This is a genomic window from Lactobacillus delbrueckii subsp. delbrueckii DSM 20074 = JCM 1012, from assembly GCF_001433875.1.
Lineage (GTDB): Bacteria > Bacillota > Bacilli > Lactobacillales > Lactobacillaceae > Lactobacillus > Lactobacillus delbrueckii.
Genome location: NZ_AZCR01000040.1, coordinates 1 through 14,074, shown reverse-complemented (window position 1 = coordinate 14,074; position 14,074 = coordinate 1). Strand labels below are relative to the sequence as shown.

At 49.8% G+C, this 14,074-nt stretch carries 19 protein-coding genes and 1 other annotated feature; of the genes, 5 read left to right on the top strand and 14 right to left on the bottom strand.

All coding sequences use genetic code 11. The features are described from left to right. The coding region (locus FD23_RS10575) for a hypothetical protein (RefSeq protein ID WP_236743897.1) at positions 1 to 187 on the top strand (187 nt) is incomplete at its 5' end. A gap of 16 nt (positions 188 to 203) precedes the next feature. Here FD23_RS10575 and rplL read toward each other — a convergent pair. Both rplL and rplJ read right to left on the bottom strand, forming a co-directional pair. Then, complete coding sequence (gene rplL / locus FD23_RS06165; protein WP_002876509.1) at positions 204 to 569, bottom strand: 50S ribosomal protein L7/L12; 366 nt, start codon at positions 567 to 569, stop codon at positions 204 to 206. Positions 570 to 621: 52 nt separating this feature from the next. Then, entirely contained in the window at positions 622 to 1,131 is a 510-nt protein-coding gene (gene rplJ, locus FD23_RS06160; protein WP_002876508.1) for a 50S ribosomal protein L10, read from the bottom strand. A 33-nt stretch (positions 1,132 to 1,164) separates the two neighbouring features. Continuing rightward, positions 1,165 to 1,294, bottom strand: a sequence feature (ribosomal protein L10 leader region). A 97-nt stretch (positions 1,295 to 1,391) separates the two neighbouring features. Between rplJ and FD23_RS06155 the strand changes: the two genes are divergently transcribed. Both FD23_RS06155 and FD23_RS06150 read left to right on the top strand, forming a co-directional pair. Beyond that, positions 1,392 to 1,793: a hypothetical protein gene (locus FD23_RS06155; RefSeq protein WP_025896019.1), complete on the top strand. Its 402-nt coding sequence runs from the start codon at positions 1,392 to 1,394 to the stop codon at positions 1,791 to 1,793. A gap of 224 nt (positions 1,794 to 2,017) precedes the next feature. Continuing rightward, on the top strand, positions 2,018 to 3,268 hold the full coding sequence (locus tag FD23_RS06150) for an ammonium transporter (RefSeq protein ID WP_052933733.1): 1,251 nt from the start codon (positions 2,018 to 2,020) through the stop codon (positions 3,266 to 3,268). Between the two features lie 95 nt (positions 3,269 to 3,363). Here the strand turns inward: FD23_RS06150 and FD23_RS06145 are convergent, their stop codons facing one another. The 6 genes from FD23_RS06145 to rpmG form a co-directional block, all read right to left on the bottom strand. Next, positions 3,364 to 4,368 (bottom strand): glycosyltransferase family 2 protein, encoded by a 1,005-nt coding sequence (locus FD23_RS06145; RefSeq protein ID WP_052933734.1) that lies wholly within the window; start codon positions 4,366 to 4,368, stop codon positions 3,364 to 3,366. Positions 4,369 to 4,530: 162 nt separating this feature from the next. After that, entirely contained in the window at positions 4,531 to 5,226 is a 696-nt protein-coding gene (gene rplA, locus FD23_RS06140; RefSeq protein WP_003615785.1) for a 50S ribosomal protein L1, read from the bottom strand. Between the two features lie 83 nt (positions 5,227 to 5,309). Further along, a complete protein-coding gene (rplK, locus tag FD23_RS06135; protein WP_002876501.1) occupies positions 5,310 to 5,735 on the bottom strand; it encodes a 50S ribosomal protein L11 in 426 nt (141 codons plus the stop codon). 125 nt (positions 5,736 to 5,860) lie between these two features. After that, entirely contained in the window at positions 5,861 to 6,415 is a 555-nt protein-coding gene (gene nusG / locus FD23_RS06130) for a transcription termination/antitermination protein NusG (RefSeq protein ID WP_025896016.1), read from the bottom strand. Positions 6,416 to 6,506: 91 nt separating this feature from the next. Further along, a complete protein-coding gene (secE, locus tag FD23_RS06125; protein WP_003615789.1) occupies positions 6,507 to 6,677 on the bottom strand; it encodes a preprotein translocase subunit SecE in 171 nt (56 codons plus the stop codon). Between the two features lie 6 nt (positions 6,678 to 6,683). Beyond that, entirely contained in the window at positions 6,684 to 6,833 is a 150-nt protein-coding gene (gene rpmG, locus FD23_RS06120; protein ID WP_002876495.1) for a 50S ribosomal protein L33, read from the bottom strand. A gap of 175 nt (positions 6,834 to 7,008) precedes the next feature. Here rpmG and FD23_RS06115 point away from each other — a divergent pair, with 175 nt between their 5' ends. Then, complete coding sequence (locus tag FD23_RS06115) at positions 7,009 to 8,781, top strand: 1-deoxy-D-xylulose-5-phosphate synthase (RefSeq protein WP_052933735.1); 1,773 nt, start codon at positions 7,009 to 7,011, stop codon at positions 8,779 to 8,781. Here FD23_RS06115 and FD23_RS06110 read toward each other — a convergent pair. The 6 genes from FD23_RS06110 to cysS form a co-directional block, all read right to left on the bottom strand. Beyond that, positions 8,761 to 9,552, bottom strand: a complete 792-nt coding sequence (locus FD23_RS06110) for an alpha/beta hydrolase (protein WP_044880543.1) — start codon at positions 9,550 to 9,552, stop codon at positions 8,761 to 8,763. The two genes, FD23_RS06115 and FD23_RS06110, sit on opposite strands and share 21 nt — an antisense overlap. Positions 9,553 to 9,680: 128 nt before the next feature. Next, positions 9,681 to 9,896, bottom strand: a complete 216-nt coding sequence (locus FD23_RS06105; protein ID WP_002876482.1) for a P8 family protein — start codon at positions 9,894 to 9,896, stop codon at positions 9,681 to 9,683. Between the two features lie 67 nt (positions 9,897 to 9,963). After that, the gene (locus FD23_RS06100) at positions 9,964 to 10,533 is read right to left on the bottom strand and encodes a sigma-70 RNA polymerase sigma factor region 4 domain-containing protein (protein WP_025896008.1); all 570 of its coding nucleotides are present in this window, start codon (positions 10,531 to 10,533) and stop codon (positions 9,964 to 9,966) included. 111 nt (positions 10,534 to 10,644) lie between these two features. Next, on the bottom strand, positions 10,645 to 11,394 hold the full coding sequence (rlmB, locus tag FD23_RS06095) for a 23S rRNA (guanosine(2251)-2'-O)-methyltransferase RlmB (protein WP_003615793.1): 750 nt from the start codon (positions 11,392 to 11,394) through the stop codon (positions 10,645 to 10,647). Next, a complete protein-coding gene (locus FD23_RS06090; protein ID WP_025896007.1) occupies positions 11,381 to 11,824 on the bottom strand; it encodes a Mini-ribonuclease 3 in 444 nt (147 codons plus the stop codon). Before FD23_RS06090 ends, rlmB begins: the two co-directional genes overlap by 14 nt. Further along, positions 11,817 to 13,241: a cysteine--tRNA ligase gene (cysS, locus tag FD23_RS06085; protein ID WP_013440002.1), complete on the bottom strand. Its 1,425-nt coding sequence runs from the start codon at positions 13,239 to 13,241 to the stop codon at positions 11,817 to 11,819. The genes FD23_RS06090 and cysS overlap by 8 nt, the downstream gene beginning before the upstream one ends. Before the next feature lie 142 nt (positions 13,242 to 13,383). Here cysS and FD23_RS06080 point away from each other — a divergent pair, with 142 nt between their 5' ends. Further along, positions 13,384 to 13,950: an NUDIX hydrolase gene (locus FD23_RS06080; RefSeq protein ID WP_050952759.1), complete on the top strand. Its 567-nt coding sequence runs from the start codon at positions 13,384 to 13,386 to the stop codon at positions 13,948 to 13,950. Positions 13,951 to 14,074: the final 124 nt, after the last annotated feature.

Below are 14,074 nucleotides of genomic sequence, written 5' to 3'. Positions count from 1 at the left end.
TCCTGCGGTTAATGGAACTATCGCGGAAAGCTTCCTAAGTCTCTCAGTCATTTACACAAGTTTTTATACTGAACCGAAAAATTTTGCGTTAGAGGCCTTTAGGCCTCTTTTTGGCCAAAAAGTTAAAAAAGCCAAGCAAAAAACGCGCCTGTGGATGTCCACAAACGCGTTCTTCGTTAATAATTAATGCCCGAAGGCCGTAATTATTTAAGGGTAACAGTTGCGCCAACTTCTTCAAGCTTAGCCTTAAGTTCGTTAGCTTCGTCTTCTGACAAGCCTTCCTTAAGAACAACTGGAGCACCGTCAACAGTCTTCTTAGCGTCCAGCAAGCTTGCGCCAGTAACTTCCTTAACGATCTTGATAACCTTAACCTTTTCAGTACCTGCTGAAGTCAATTCAACGTCGAAGCTTGACTTAGCTTCTTCAGCACCACCAGCGGCACCAGCAGCAGCTACAGGAGCAGCAGCAGTAACGCCGAATTCTTCTTCGATAGCGTGTACAAGGTCGTTCAATTCAAGAATTGAAGCACCCTTCAATTGTTCAATGATGTTAGCAGTATCCAAAGCCATTGTAATATCCTCCGAAAATATGGAATTTAATATCTAGTTTAAAATGACCAGACTATTCAGCTGATTCTTCCTTTGATTCAGCGACAGCCTTAACAACGTATGCAAAGTTGCGTACAGGTGCTTGCAATACAGAAAGAAGCATTGAAAGCAGACCTTCGCGACCTGGAATTGCAGCCAGTTCTTCGACTTGTTCCTTAGTAGCAACTTGACCTTCAAGTGCACCACCCTTAATTTCAACAACGTCGAACTTCTTAGCATAGTCAGCAGCGATCCGGGCAGGTGCAGTAACATTGTCTTCATCATCAGTGTAGATCACAGCTGATGGACCAACGAATACTGGTGCCAAATCTTCCAAGCCGGCTTGAGCAGCAGCGCGGCGAAGGTAAGTGTTCTTGACAACCTTCATCTTGGCGTTGCTTTCACGCAATTCTGCACGGAACGCAGTAACTTGGTCAACAGTCAAACCAAGGTAGTTGATAACTACGATGGACTTAGCTGACTTAAGTTCTTCTGCAAATTCCTCAACGAATTTAGCCTTAGCAGCGATAGTAGCTTGACTCAAAATTATTCACCTCCATAAAATTTTGTAAAATTCTACAAGGCCTAAAAAACTCCATGCCAAGAAAGACATGGAGAGTTTAATAATCTTCATTATCTTCTGGCCTCGGTGGGATTGTATTGAGGCTTTACGCCACCCACGTCTTAGGTTAGAAATTTACTTTATCTAGATTACCATCTGAAACAAGATCTGTCAAACCTTTTTCGCCACTTTTTGCAAAAATCTGCTAAAATTTACTGTAATGACTTTTAGGAGGTGCAATTTTGAAGAGTAAACTGATCGACATTTTCTACTTCTTCTTAGCCGGCATTTCCGGCACCCTGGCCGTCTTCAGCATGTTCAAGGACCATTCCGCCGCTAGCATCGCCATGGACGTCTTATTCCTCATCATCAGCGCCTACTTCATTGTCCGCGGCTTCCTGGACATCGAATCTGAAAACAAGAAGCTGAGCAAGAACTGGCAGATCCTCTCCTGGATCGCCTGGTGCCTGCTCCTCTTGGGCGTCATCTTGACCTTGACCGGCTACAAGCTGGGCATCAACGGTCTGGGCTGGGGCGGCTTCGTCCTCTTCCTGCTCTGCTCTTTCATCGTGCCTGAACAAGCAAACGACAAGAACTTCCACGTCAACCGCCGGGACGAGACCGGTTTTGATGACAAAAATTAAGTCTGTTTTTTAGTATTTTTTAATAAAATAATTCAACAAACGCTTGCAACCTGCTTTTTGAAAAAGCAGGCCCTTTTTTTGCCCTTTTTTCCCAACTTTTCCAGGCAATTTCTTCTCTTTCTAAATTGGTCTAGAGTTTTACAAAATTCACCGGCATGGTATAACTAAGAACATAAATCTGAGCAAATAATTGGTATAGAGATAGAAGCAGAAGGGAAATAAGGATGAACACAGCCAACACCGTCTTCTTAATTATCGCCGCCGTCCTGGTCTTGATGATGACCCCGGGCCTGGCCTTTTTCTACGGGGGTTTGGTCTCGAAGAAAAACGTGGTCAACACCATGATCTCGGTTTTTATCATCTGCGCTTTAGCCATCGTCTTATTCGTGGCCTTTGGCTATGAACTTTGCTTCAACGGCAATGTAGCTGGGATTTTTGGCAGAGTCCAGCACATCTTCCTCTCCGGCAGTGACTTGACTAAGGTCGTTTTAAAGGAGCAGGGAATTACCGCCGCCAGCTACCTGCTTTTTGAAATGATGTTTTCCATCATCACCCCGGCCCTCTTCGTTGGGGCCACGGTGGGTCGGATGCGGTTCAACTTTCTTTTGGTCTTCGTCTTCTTCTGGTCAGTCCTGGTCTACTACCCCCTGGTCCACATGGTCTGGGGGACTGGCGGACTTTTAGCCGGCTGGGGGATCCTGGACTTTGCCGGCGGCACGGTCGTTCACATCAACGCCGGGATCACCGCCCTGGTCTTATCCATCTTCTTAGGGCCCCGCTACCAAAAGCAGACCCGGCCCTACAGCCTGCCCTGGGTCCTCTTGGGGACAGCCATCCTCTGGCTAGGCTGGTACGGCTTTAACGCCGGCAGTGCCTTCGGCATGAACCAAACGGCCTTGACGGCCTGCTTGACCAGTACGGTTGCGGCAGCGGCCTCTATGATGACCTGGCTTTTGCTGGAAGAAACCTTTAGCGGCAAAGCCAGCCTAGACGGGATCTGCACCGGTACCCTCTGCGGCTTAGTTGGCATCACGCCAGGGGCTGGCTATGAAACCTGCGCTGGAGCCCTCTTCACCGGTATCCTCTGCAGTCTGGCCAGCTACTTCTTTATCAGCCAGGTTAAAGGACGGCTTAGCTTTGACGACCCCCTAGATGCCTTTGGCTGCCATGGCATTTCCGGTATCGTTGGATCTTTAACCGTCGGCCTCTTTGCCAGTCAAAAAGTTGACCCGGGGATTTCCACTAGCGGCCTTTTCTACGGAGGCAGCTGGGAACTCTTAGGCAAGCAGGCAGCCAGCACCCTCTTCACCATCGTCTTTACTCTCTTGATGGTCAGCTTAATTACAGCCGTCTTGAAGCGCTTCGTCAACATGCGGGTTTCCGCCCGTGATGAAGAAGTCGGCCTGGACCTCAGCGAGCACGGCGAATTCGCCGACTGCCAGATCAGCGCAAGCCAGGCCATCTTCGGCAAGTAGCAGCATTTTTTCTCAACATCCTATTCATCAAATCAAAAAGCTTTGGCCTTCTTGCCAAAGCTTTTTTGTCGAATATTGTATCTTTTTCCCCTGCCCTAATTAAACGAATACAACCGCTGCAGGATCAAGTAGGCCCCGCTGACCATCTGCCGCATAGGCAGGACGTCCCGGGAGACAAAATGGCCCACCAGGCGGCGTTTAAAGGACTTGTAGGTCTCCAGGTCATAAGTCTTCAGGAACTGCCAGAGTTCGTCCTTTTTGGCAATATACTCCTTCTTCTTGCCCCGGATCAAGATGACGCTAGTCACGCCTGTGACGGCCTCTAAGAAGTATTTCATGTATTTGGCGTAAGGCGCCCGCTTGTTGACCTGGGAGGCGTAGAAGACGATCAGATGCTTATTGATCAAGATTTGCTGGTCGATCTTTTTCAGCATCACCTTTTCGTTGACTGACTGGTCATCTCTGCCGATAAAGTAGTGGTAGAGGTTGACCGGCAGGTAGCGCATGGTCTGCACCTGCACCATCGGCTCAAAGACAAGGATATTGTCGTCATAAGACACCTTGGTTGGCAGGGTTACCTTGGCCCGGTCCAGGACTTTCCGGTTATAGATGACGGAGTGGAGCATGAAGTACTGGCCCATCCGCAGCTTGACCTCATCCCAGGAGAAGGTCCGCCCGACCGGCAGATGCGGGAACTTGATCACCCGCTGGCGGCCGGCAGCTGGCTTGTCATAAACATAGTTGGCCAAAAAGAGGTCGACCTCTGGATTACTTTCCAGGTAATCCAGCACCTCTTTGTAGGCCTCCTGGTCCAGCCAGTCGTCGCTGTCGACGATCTTGACGTACTTGCCCTTGGCCAGTCTCAGGCCATTGTTGATGGCCCCGCCGTGGCCGGCATTTTCCTGGTGGACAACTTCCAGGTCCAAGTTTAAATTCTTAGCTTGGTAGTCATCCAGCATCCGGACGGTTTCATCAGTTGACCCGTCGTCAACCAAGATGATTTGCACCCGGTCACCGCCGGGCAAAAGGGAGTCGACGCAGCGGTTCAAGTATTCAGCTGAGTTATAGCAGGGAACGATGAGAGTTAGTATTTTTTCCACCTTGATACACTTCTTTCAGTTCGCTATTTGTCTCTACTAGTATAACAAGATTTTTTAAAAGAAAGCCTTTTCCAAGACTAAAAATCTCTTAAGGTAAAATTAGGGCAAAGAAAAACTCCCCGCCAAAAGGCGAGGAGCTTAATTCGCTTAACTTAGGGAAAATTAGGCCATCAAAGCGATTGGGTCCAACTTGATCCCAGGGCCAAAGGTTGCGGCAACTGCGCAGCTCTTGATGTATTGACCCTTAGCTGAAGCTGGCTTTGCACGCAGGATAGCGTTTTGCAAAGCGCGGAAGTTTTCAATCAATTGTTCTTCAGTGAATGAAACCTTGCCGATAGCAGCGTGGATTGAAGCTTGACGGTCGACACGGTATTCTACTTGACCAGCCTTAACATTTTGAACAGCCTTGGCAGTGTCCATAGTAACAGTACCAGTCTTAGGGTTTGGCATCAAGCCCTTAGGCCCAAGCACACGACCCAAACGACCAACCTTAGCCATCATCATTGGAGTAGCGATGACAACGTCGAAGTCCAGGTAACCGTTTTGAACCTTTTCTACCAGGTCGTCTGCGCCGACTTCGTCAGCACCGGCAGCCTTGGCTGCTTCAGCTTGTGGGCCTTCAGCAAATACGATAACCTTAACAGACTTACCAGTACCGTTTGGCAAAACGATTGAGCCACGGATTTGTTGGTCAGCTTGCTTAGGGTCAACGCTCAAGTTGTAAGATACTTCTACGGAAGCGTCAAAGTTAGCGTATGAAGTTTCCTTAACCAGCTTGATAGCGTCTTCTACTGAGTACAACTTGTTGCTGTCAACCTTCTTGGCAGCTTCTACGTATTTCTTACCATGCTTTGGCATGAAAAATCCTCCTTGTATGTGTGGTCAAACGAGCTTTCCTTTTGCTCTCCCACCTGACTTGTTAATTGGTAAAAATTAACAAATTAGTCCTTCACTTCGATACCCATACTTCTAGCGGTACCTTCAACCATGCGCATAGCAGCTTCGATTGAGGCAGCGTTAAGGTCCTTCATCTTAGTTTCAGCGATTTCCTTAACTTGAGCAGTGGTTACTGAACCAACCTTGTTCTTGTTAGGTTCGCCTGAAGCCTTTTGAATGCCAGCAGCTTGCTTCAACAAGACTGGTGCTGGAGGGGTCTTAGTTACGAAGTCGAATGAACGGTCTTCGTAAACAGTGATGACTACAGGGATGATCATGCCCTTTTGGTCAGCAGTACGAGCATTGAAGTCCTTAGTAAAGCCAACAATGTTGATACCTGCTTGACCCAAAGCAGGACCTACTGGAGGTGCAGGGGTTGCAGCGCCAGCTGGAATTTGTAACTTAACAACGTTAATAACTTTCTTTGCCACGGTCAAAACCTCCTTGATTCCGTGATGCGGTTAAAATGGAGAGTTTCCAGGCTCTCCTCCCACAATAATAAAGTACGTTTAATATAGTACTCTGAAAACCGGCAGAATGCAAGACTTTTTTATGTTTAGTCTTCCATTTTCTTGACTTGGTCAAAGCCCAGTTCAGCCGTGGTAGCGTGGCCAAACATGTCGATGGTCAAGAAGAGCTTTTGCTTGTCGTCCTGGATTTCAGCGATCTTGCCAACCATGCCGTTGAAGGCACCTGCGGTGATCATGACGCTTTCGCCAACTTCGTAGTCGTAGTCAACCTTTTCAGTTGCTTCGCCTTCTTGCATCTGCAGGATGGCTCTGACTTCTTCCTCGTAAAGCGGGGAAGGCTTGGAACCACCGCCGTGGCTGCCAACGAAACCAGTAACGTTAGGAGTGTTCCGGACAACAAACCAGCTTTCGTCAGTCATGACCATTTCAACCAAAACGTAACCAGGGAAGACCTTTTCGTTAACTTCTTCCTTCTTGCCGCGCACGTCTTCGATCTTTGGTTCTTGCGGAACGACAACCCGGAAGATGTAGTCCTGCATCCCGAGTGACTGGGCCCGGGACAGCAAGTCGGATCTAACCTTGTCCTCAAAACCAGAGTAAGTGTGCAGGACGTACCATTGCTTCTTGACGGATTCTACCATAATTTCTTTAATCTCCTTTTTGGCAAACAAAAAAACCTCGCTAAAGAGGTTTTCCTTGAAACTAGCATGATTATAACATACTTTGTCGCTCTTACAGAACTAATTGAATCAATTTTGCAAAGGCCCAATCCAAAGCACCCAAGAAAATCGCGTAAAGCAGAGAAGTTACGACCACGTTTGCCGTGTCGCGCCGGTTTTCCTTAGCACTTGGCCAATGAACCAGTTTCATTTCCTGACCAACGCTCTTAAAAAACTTAATCATCCCTGTCTACCTCGTCTCCTTGTGCAAAGTCTTCTTGCCGCAGTGCTTGCAGAACTTGTTCAGTTCCAAGCGCTTGGTGCGGTTGCTGTTTGCAGTGATTGAGTAGTTCCGTGACCCGCAAACGCTGCAGGCCAAAGCTGCTTTCTTTACTGCCATAATATTCACCTTCAAACTTCATTTGATTTTAGCAAAAATCCGCCCTAAAAGCAACTATTATATGACTGACTTTGCCGGGCTTTATTTTCATATCTTAAGCGGCCCCTGTGTCATAATGGAACTAGCAAAAACACAGTTTACAAGATTGCCGGTTAGCCGGCCATGAGGAAAAGAAATGAATCAACACCCTGAATACCTGCTCAACAAGATCAAGTCACCAGCTGACCTTAAGGTCCTGGATCTGGAAGAAATGAAGCAGCTGGCTTCAGAAATCCGCCACTTGATCATCGAGAAAGACGCAGCAGTTGGCGGCCACCTGGGTCCTGACCTGGGGATCGTGGAACTGACCATCGCCTACCACTACGTCTTTGACGCCCCCGGCGACAAAATCATCTGGGACGTCTCCTACCAGACCTACCCCCACAAGATGCTGACGGGCCGGGCTTATGCCTGGCTGGACCCGGAAGCCTACGGCAAGGTGACTCCTTACACTAATCCCGATGAAAGTCCCTATGACTACTACGCGGTTGGCCACACTTCTACCTCTATCTCTTTAGCCACCGGCATGGCCAAGGCCCGGGACCTCTTAGGCGGCAGCGAGCGGATCATGGCCGTCATCGGCGACGGCTCCTTAACCGGCGGGATGGCCTATGAAGGCTTAAATAACGCCGCGCTGGAAAAGGGCAACCTGGTCATCGTCATCAATGACAACCAGTGGTCCATTGACCAAAATGTCGGCGGCTTGACCACGGCCCTGAAGAAGCTGAGAGACAGCCAAGGGCAGGATCCGGAAAATCCTTTTAAGGCCTTTGGCTTTGATTACCGCTATGTCGCTGATGGCAATGACCTGGAAAGCATGATTAATGCCTTCAGCGAAATCCGCGATGTCGACCACCCCCTGGTTTTACACGTCAACACCTTAAAGGGCAAGGGTTATCAGCCAGCTATTGAGGATGAAGAAAAGCACCACTGGGTCCGCCCCTTCAACTTAAGCGATGATTCGCCAAAGAACATTACTGCTGGCCCAACCCCAGCAGAAATTGCCGTTAAGACCGTGGCCAGCGCCATTGACGGGGGCCAGGAAAACATCATGGCGATCACTGCCGCTATCCCTGGCATCTTTGGCCTTGACTCCTTTAAAAAGTCTTACCCGGACCACTACCTGGACGTCGGGATCGCCGAGCAGGATTCCGTGGCATTCGCGGCGGGCTTTGCCAAGGCGGGCGGCCAGCCAGTTCTTTTTGAAAACTCCACCTTCCTGCAGCGGGCCTTTGACCAGCTCAGCCATGACGTGGCGGCCAACAACTTGCCAGTCGTCATGATCGTGGCTGGTGGCGGGATCCAGGCCAACTCCAAGACCCACGTGGGCGTCTTTGACCAGGTCATGGTCAGCAATCTGCCTAACTGGAAGTACCTAGCCCCGACCAGCTTGACTGAAGAAGCGGCCATGATCAACTGGGCCTTGAAGCAAAAAGACGGCCCTGTAGCTATCAAGCTGCCAGTCCGGCCAGTTCCAGCCGGCGGAGCCGTTCTTGAAGACTACCGGCACATTCGTTACCAAAAGCGGCGGGCCGGCAAGAAGATCGCCATCCTGGCTTTAGGAGACATGCAGGAATTAGGCAGCCAAGTGGCAGAAGAACTTAATGCTGCCCTCTACAATCCTTTGTCAGCCAATGTCTTAGATGCTGACTGCCTGGACCACTTAGCCCGGCACTACCAGGCCGTGGTTACTTTAGAAAACAATATCCTGGACGGGGGCTTCGGGCAAAAGGTGGCCGGCTACCTGGCTGACCGGCCGGTTTTGGTCAAGGCTTTTGGCGAAAAGCGGGAATACACCGACGTTGACCAAAGCTATGACCAGATCCTGGTCCGCAACCAATTGACGGCTGAGCAAATCGTTGCCAGTGTCAAGCAATTATTTAACTCATTACTTGTCATGAGCAAGTAAATATTGCCGAACCGCCTGGGCGGTTGCCTGCTGCTGGGCCTTTCTGGAAATAGTGGCCTGCCCGTCCCCTTTTTGCATGCCGTAATTGCCAAACTGGGCATGGTTGCCGCCCTTGATGACTTGCTTAGTGTAGTCATTTGGCAGGTACTGGGGATTCTTTTGCAGCATCTTCGCGTTCCCGTCTTTTGACCCATAGATGCTGAGCACGGAAAAATTAGCCGCGTGCAGGTCCTTGGTTGGGTAGCCGGCCAGCATGATCAAGCCCCGGTAGTCTTTCAAGTGGTCCGCGCTATACATAGCCGCCATGGCCGCCCCCAGCGAGTGGCCCGACATGTACCAGTTTTGGTAGTGGTAGCTGGCCCGAATCCTGTCTGCCTTGTTGAGGCCGAAGAAGGCCATGTGCAGGGGCATGTCAACTAAGAAAACATCTGCCTCCTGGCTGGCGATCTGCTTTAAGAGAGGCGCGTAGGCGGTAGTTTCAACTTTCGCTCCCGGGTAAAAAATAATGGCATTTTTCTTTGCAGGGCCATCAAACAGGTAGCCCTCAGCTGTCTGCTTGACCTTGACTGTCCGACTGCTCTTCATCGCCTGCTGGGCCGTCTTGTCAGCATGATAGTAATTGCCAAAATACAGACCAAAAGCAAGCAGCAAGGCGGCTAAAATCCCCGCCAGAGCCAGCAGCCCTTTTTGCTTCTTGGAGATCTTATTCTTTTGTTTCTTTTGCTTCTTTCTGTTTCTCTGTTTTTTCTTGTTTCTTTTCCAAACTTCCAAACTTTTCCTTGTCAAATTTATAGCTGGATTCTTATTTTAACAAAAAAACGGCGGCTCAAGCGAGCCGTCGTTTTTCGCCCCTTCCCCTCCCTTATGGGAGACAAGAGGTCAGGAATGTAGGGAAAAGATTATTTCTTAAGGTTTTCGTTGACAAATGCGATGATCTTGTCGTCAGAGTAGCTCATGAATGGAAGCATGGCTTCCTCAGTCTTGTCGGTGTTGTGGCCGTTTGACTCCATGAAGTAGTCCCAAAGGGCATCTCTTACAGGGGTGTCTGAGTCACTCCACTCAAAAACTTCTTTCATTGAACGATCCAGCAAAGCTGTCTTAACAATTTCTGACATTTTTTATTACCTCCTAAATAATTTTTTCATCCTACAGCTATATTATAGTCCCATTTGGCTAAAATGTTTACGCACCTATCCGTAATTTTAGCTTGATTTTTTCCTTCACCCGGTATTTGGCCCGTCTGAGCCCCATCTCATTGACCTGGTACCGGCGCATGATCTCCTCGGACTGCTTGTAGCCCAGTTCCAAAAGCAATTCTTCCAATTCCAGCATGCTCAAGGACTCAACCAAATCCTGCCAGTCCAAAACAGGCACCGGCGGACTCGCGATCAAGCAGGAAGCTTGCTCAAGTTCGGGAGTCACATCTTCCCAATAGACCTGGTCACTAGCGGCCAGGCGCTTTTTCCGCTTGCCCCGTCTGATCAAGTTGATGGCCCGGTTGTGCAGACTGACCTTATAGAAGCCGACAAATGGCTTTCCCTGCTTTAAGTCAAAGCGCTTGGCCGTCTTATAGCAGAGAATCAAGGCCTCCTGCTCCCAGTCCTGGCTGTCATATAGCTCCACAAAATACTTCTTGATGGTGCCGCCGATCACAGGCAGGCAGCTGTAATACAGTTCTTTAAGGGCCTGCTCATCATCATCTTTTTGAATCCGGCTGATCAGCAGGCGCTCTCTTTCCTTTGTCAATCCCATAATAAAAAGCCCTTTCATTCTGTTTGCCCACAGAATAAAGGACTTTTTACCTTGACAGAATCGAACCATTGTTTGATTCAATCACTTTTCTTGAACTGTAAACGATTTGCTTTACAAAGGGTGGCGGCTGTTAAAGGCCTGGTAGAGCAAGACCCCGGTTGCTACTGAAGCATTTAGGGATTGGACGTGGCCAATCATCGGGATGGTCAAAGTCTGGTCCATTTGCTTAAGAAGAAGCGGGGAGATCCCCTTGCCTTCATTACCGATAACTAAAACGGTCTTGCCATTGGCATTCCACTTCCGGTAGTCATCGCCTTCCATGGCCGTCCCGAAGATCCAGTAACCCCGATCCTTCAAGGCCTGGCAGGTTTGAACCAGGTTGTTCACCCGGGCAACTGGCACGTGGTCGATGGCCCCGGTTGAGGTCTTCGCCACCACGCTGGTCAAGCCGCTGGCCCGGCGCTTAGGGATGATCACTCCGCTGACCCCGGTCGCGTCAGCGCTGCGGAGGATGGAGCCCAGGTTGTGGGGGTCTTCAATATTGTCCAGCATGAGCAAAAAGGGGGCCTCTTCTTGGTCCAGTTTGTCCAAGAGCTGGTCAAAGTCGGCGTATTCAAAAGAAGCGACAGCCAAAACCAGGCCCTGGTGGTTTTCCCCGCCAGTCAGCTTGTCCAGCTTGTTTTTCGGCACCCGCTGGATGATCAAATGCTTCTTTTTGGCATAGCGGTAGACTTCTCTGGCAAAGTCCTCCTGAACCCCTTCAGCCAGGAAGACCTTGTTGATCTTTTCGCTGTCCTGGTTTTTCAAAAAGTCGATTCCGGCATGACGTCCGAAGACAAAATCATTGTTAGTTGAAGACATATTCCCTTGTCCCTTCACTTTCCACCTCATCAATGCACCAGGCAATCAATTCCTTGACCCTGCCTTCTTCACCGGCTAGGTCCAGGTAGCCAAAGATTGCTTCAAAGCCAGTTGACATTTCATACGTGGCCAGGCTGGTGTTCTTGGCCTTGGTATGAGTCTTGGCATTTCTACCCCGCCGGTAGGCTGTTTCTTCTTCTTTAGTCAAAAAGCCGGTGTCCAGCATTTTAGCAATCAGGCCCGCCTGGGCCTTGGCTGAGACATAGTGGGTTGCTGCTCTTTGCAAGTTCTGCGGCTTCAGCATCCCGCCCTTGATCAAGTGCCGGCGGATGGCGGCTTCATAGATCCCATCGCCCAAGTAGGCCAGAGTCTGCCCGCTCAAGGTGTTGGGATCAATCTTTTTTTCAGTTAACTTCTGTGCTTTATTCACGGCTCCACCTGGTTCCTTGCGGGGTATCCTTGAGGACTACCCCCATTTCCTTAAGCTGGTCGCGGAGTTCGTCACTCTTGGCCCAGTCCTTGTTCTTTCTGGCTTCCGTCCGCTGGGCAACCAATTCTTCGATTACAGCGTCATCATTGCCGGCTTCCTTAGCCAGGAGCTTGTCAACATCCAGACCAAAGACGCTGAGCCAGGCAGCTAATTTTTTAGCAAAAAGCCGCAGACTTTCCTTGTCGGCTTTTTCAGCGTTGGCGTTGGAGTTGACGGCTGGCAGGGCTTCGTAGATGGCGGTCAAGGCATTTTGCACGTTGAAGTCATCGTCCATGGCGGCTTCAAACTTGGCCGTGGTTTCAGTGACCAGCTTGGCCAGGTCCGGGTCTGGCAAGCCTTCAGTTGCGTCAGCCAGGCGGTAGTTGATCCCTTCCAGGGTGTTCTTGAAGCGGCCCAGAATGTTAGCGGCCTGCTCCAGGTTTTCTTTCGAGTAGTTGATCTGGCTTCTGTACTGGACGCTGGCCATGAAGAAGCGGAGAACCTGGGGATCAACGTTCTTTAAGATATCGTGGACGGTCACGAAATTGTGCAGGGACTTGGACATTTTTTCCTCATCCTTGCCCACGGTCACGAAGCCGTTGTGCAGCCAGTAGTTGACGAACTTCTTGCCCGTCTTGGCTTCACTTTGGGCGATTTCGTTTTCGTGGTGGGGGAATTCCAGGTCCTGCCCGCCCCCATGGATGTCCAGAGTGTCACCTAAGTACTTGGTGGACATGACTGAGCATTCAATGTGCCAGCCCGGCCGGCCCTTGCCCCATGGGGAGTCCCAGGCGATTTCGTCTGCAGCCTTCTGCCCCTTCCAGAGGGCAAAGTCGATTGGGTCTTCCTTGCGGCCTTGTTCTTCATCGTTTACGTGCTGGGAGGCCCCTTCTTCCAGCTGGTCGATGTTTTGGTCGCTCAAGTGCCCGTAGTCAGCGAACTTTTTAGCCCGGTAGTAGACGTCCCCGTCGGCTTCATAAGCGTAGCCCTTGTCGATCAAGGTTTGGATGAAGTCGATGATGGCCGGGATTTCGTGGGTTGCCCGCGGGTGCAGAGTCGCTTCTTCAATGTTTAAGGCCCGGGTGTCTTCCAAGAAGGCCTGGATATAGCGTTCGGCTAATTCCGGCACGGTCGTGCCTTCGGCTCTAGCTTCGTTGATCATCTTATCATCGACGTCAGTAAAGTTGGAAACGTAGTTGACCTTGTAGCCCTTGTATTCAAAGTAGCGGCGGATGGTGTCAAAAGCGATGGCGCTTCTGGCGTTGCCGATGTGGATGTAGTTGTAGACCGTCGGCCCGCAGACGTACATGCTGACCTGGCCGGGAACCAGGGGTTTGAATTCTTCTTTCTGCCTAGTTAAAGTGTTGAAAAGCTTCACGATATTTTCCTGCTTTCTTTAAGAAGTTTTCCTTACCTGCAATAATTCAGTACTTAACACTCTACATTTTAACAGACAATCACCGCCCGTGGTAAAATCTGAGGAAACGGAGAGAAACAGAAAAAATAGAGAGAAGAGAAGAATGACTTTACTGACTGATTTAAAAAATTACCAACCCTTTAACGAGCAAGAAGCAGCCGACGTCAAAGAGATGATCTACCGGCTGGAGACCGGGGAAGAACTGTTCTTGCGGTCCAATTTGGCCGAGCACTTTACCGCTTCAGCCTGGGTAGTCAATCCGGCCCGGGACAAAGCCCTGATGGCCTACCACCGAATCTACGACTCCTGGGCCTGGCTGGGCGGGCACGCGGACGGCGACCAGGACCTTTTGCATGTGGCCTTAAAAGAAGTCGCGGAAGAAAGCGGGGTTAAAGCAACTCCAGTCACGGACCAGATCTATTCTGTTGAGATTTTAACCGTGGACGGGCATGAGAAAAAAGGCAAATACGTCCCGTCGCACCTGCACTTAAACGTGACCTACCTCTTGGAAGCAGACGACAGCTTGCCCATCCGGCCTAAAGAAGACGAAAACAAGGCTGTTGCCTGGTTTGGCTTGGATGAAGCCCTGGAAAAGTCAACCGAGCCCTGGTTTGTCGACCGGATCTACTCCAAGCTGAACGCCAAACTCAAGGATTATCCGGCTAGGTAAACAGAAAAAGCAAAAAAGAAAAAGTTCTTTTCAAAAAGCCGCTTGTGATATGACCCCCGAAATTAGGACACTAATTTCGGGGGTTATTTTCATGACTAAATACACTAAAGAAATCAAACTTGCT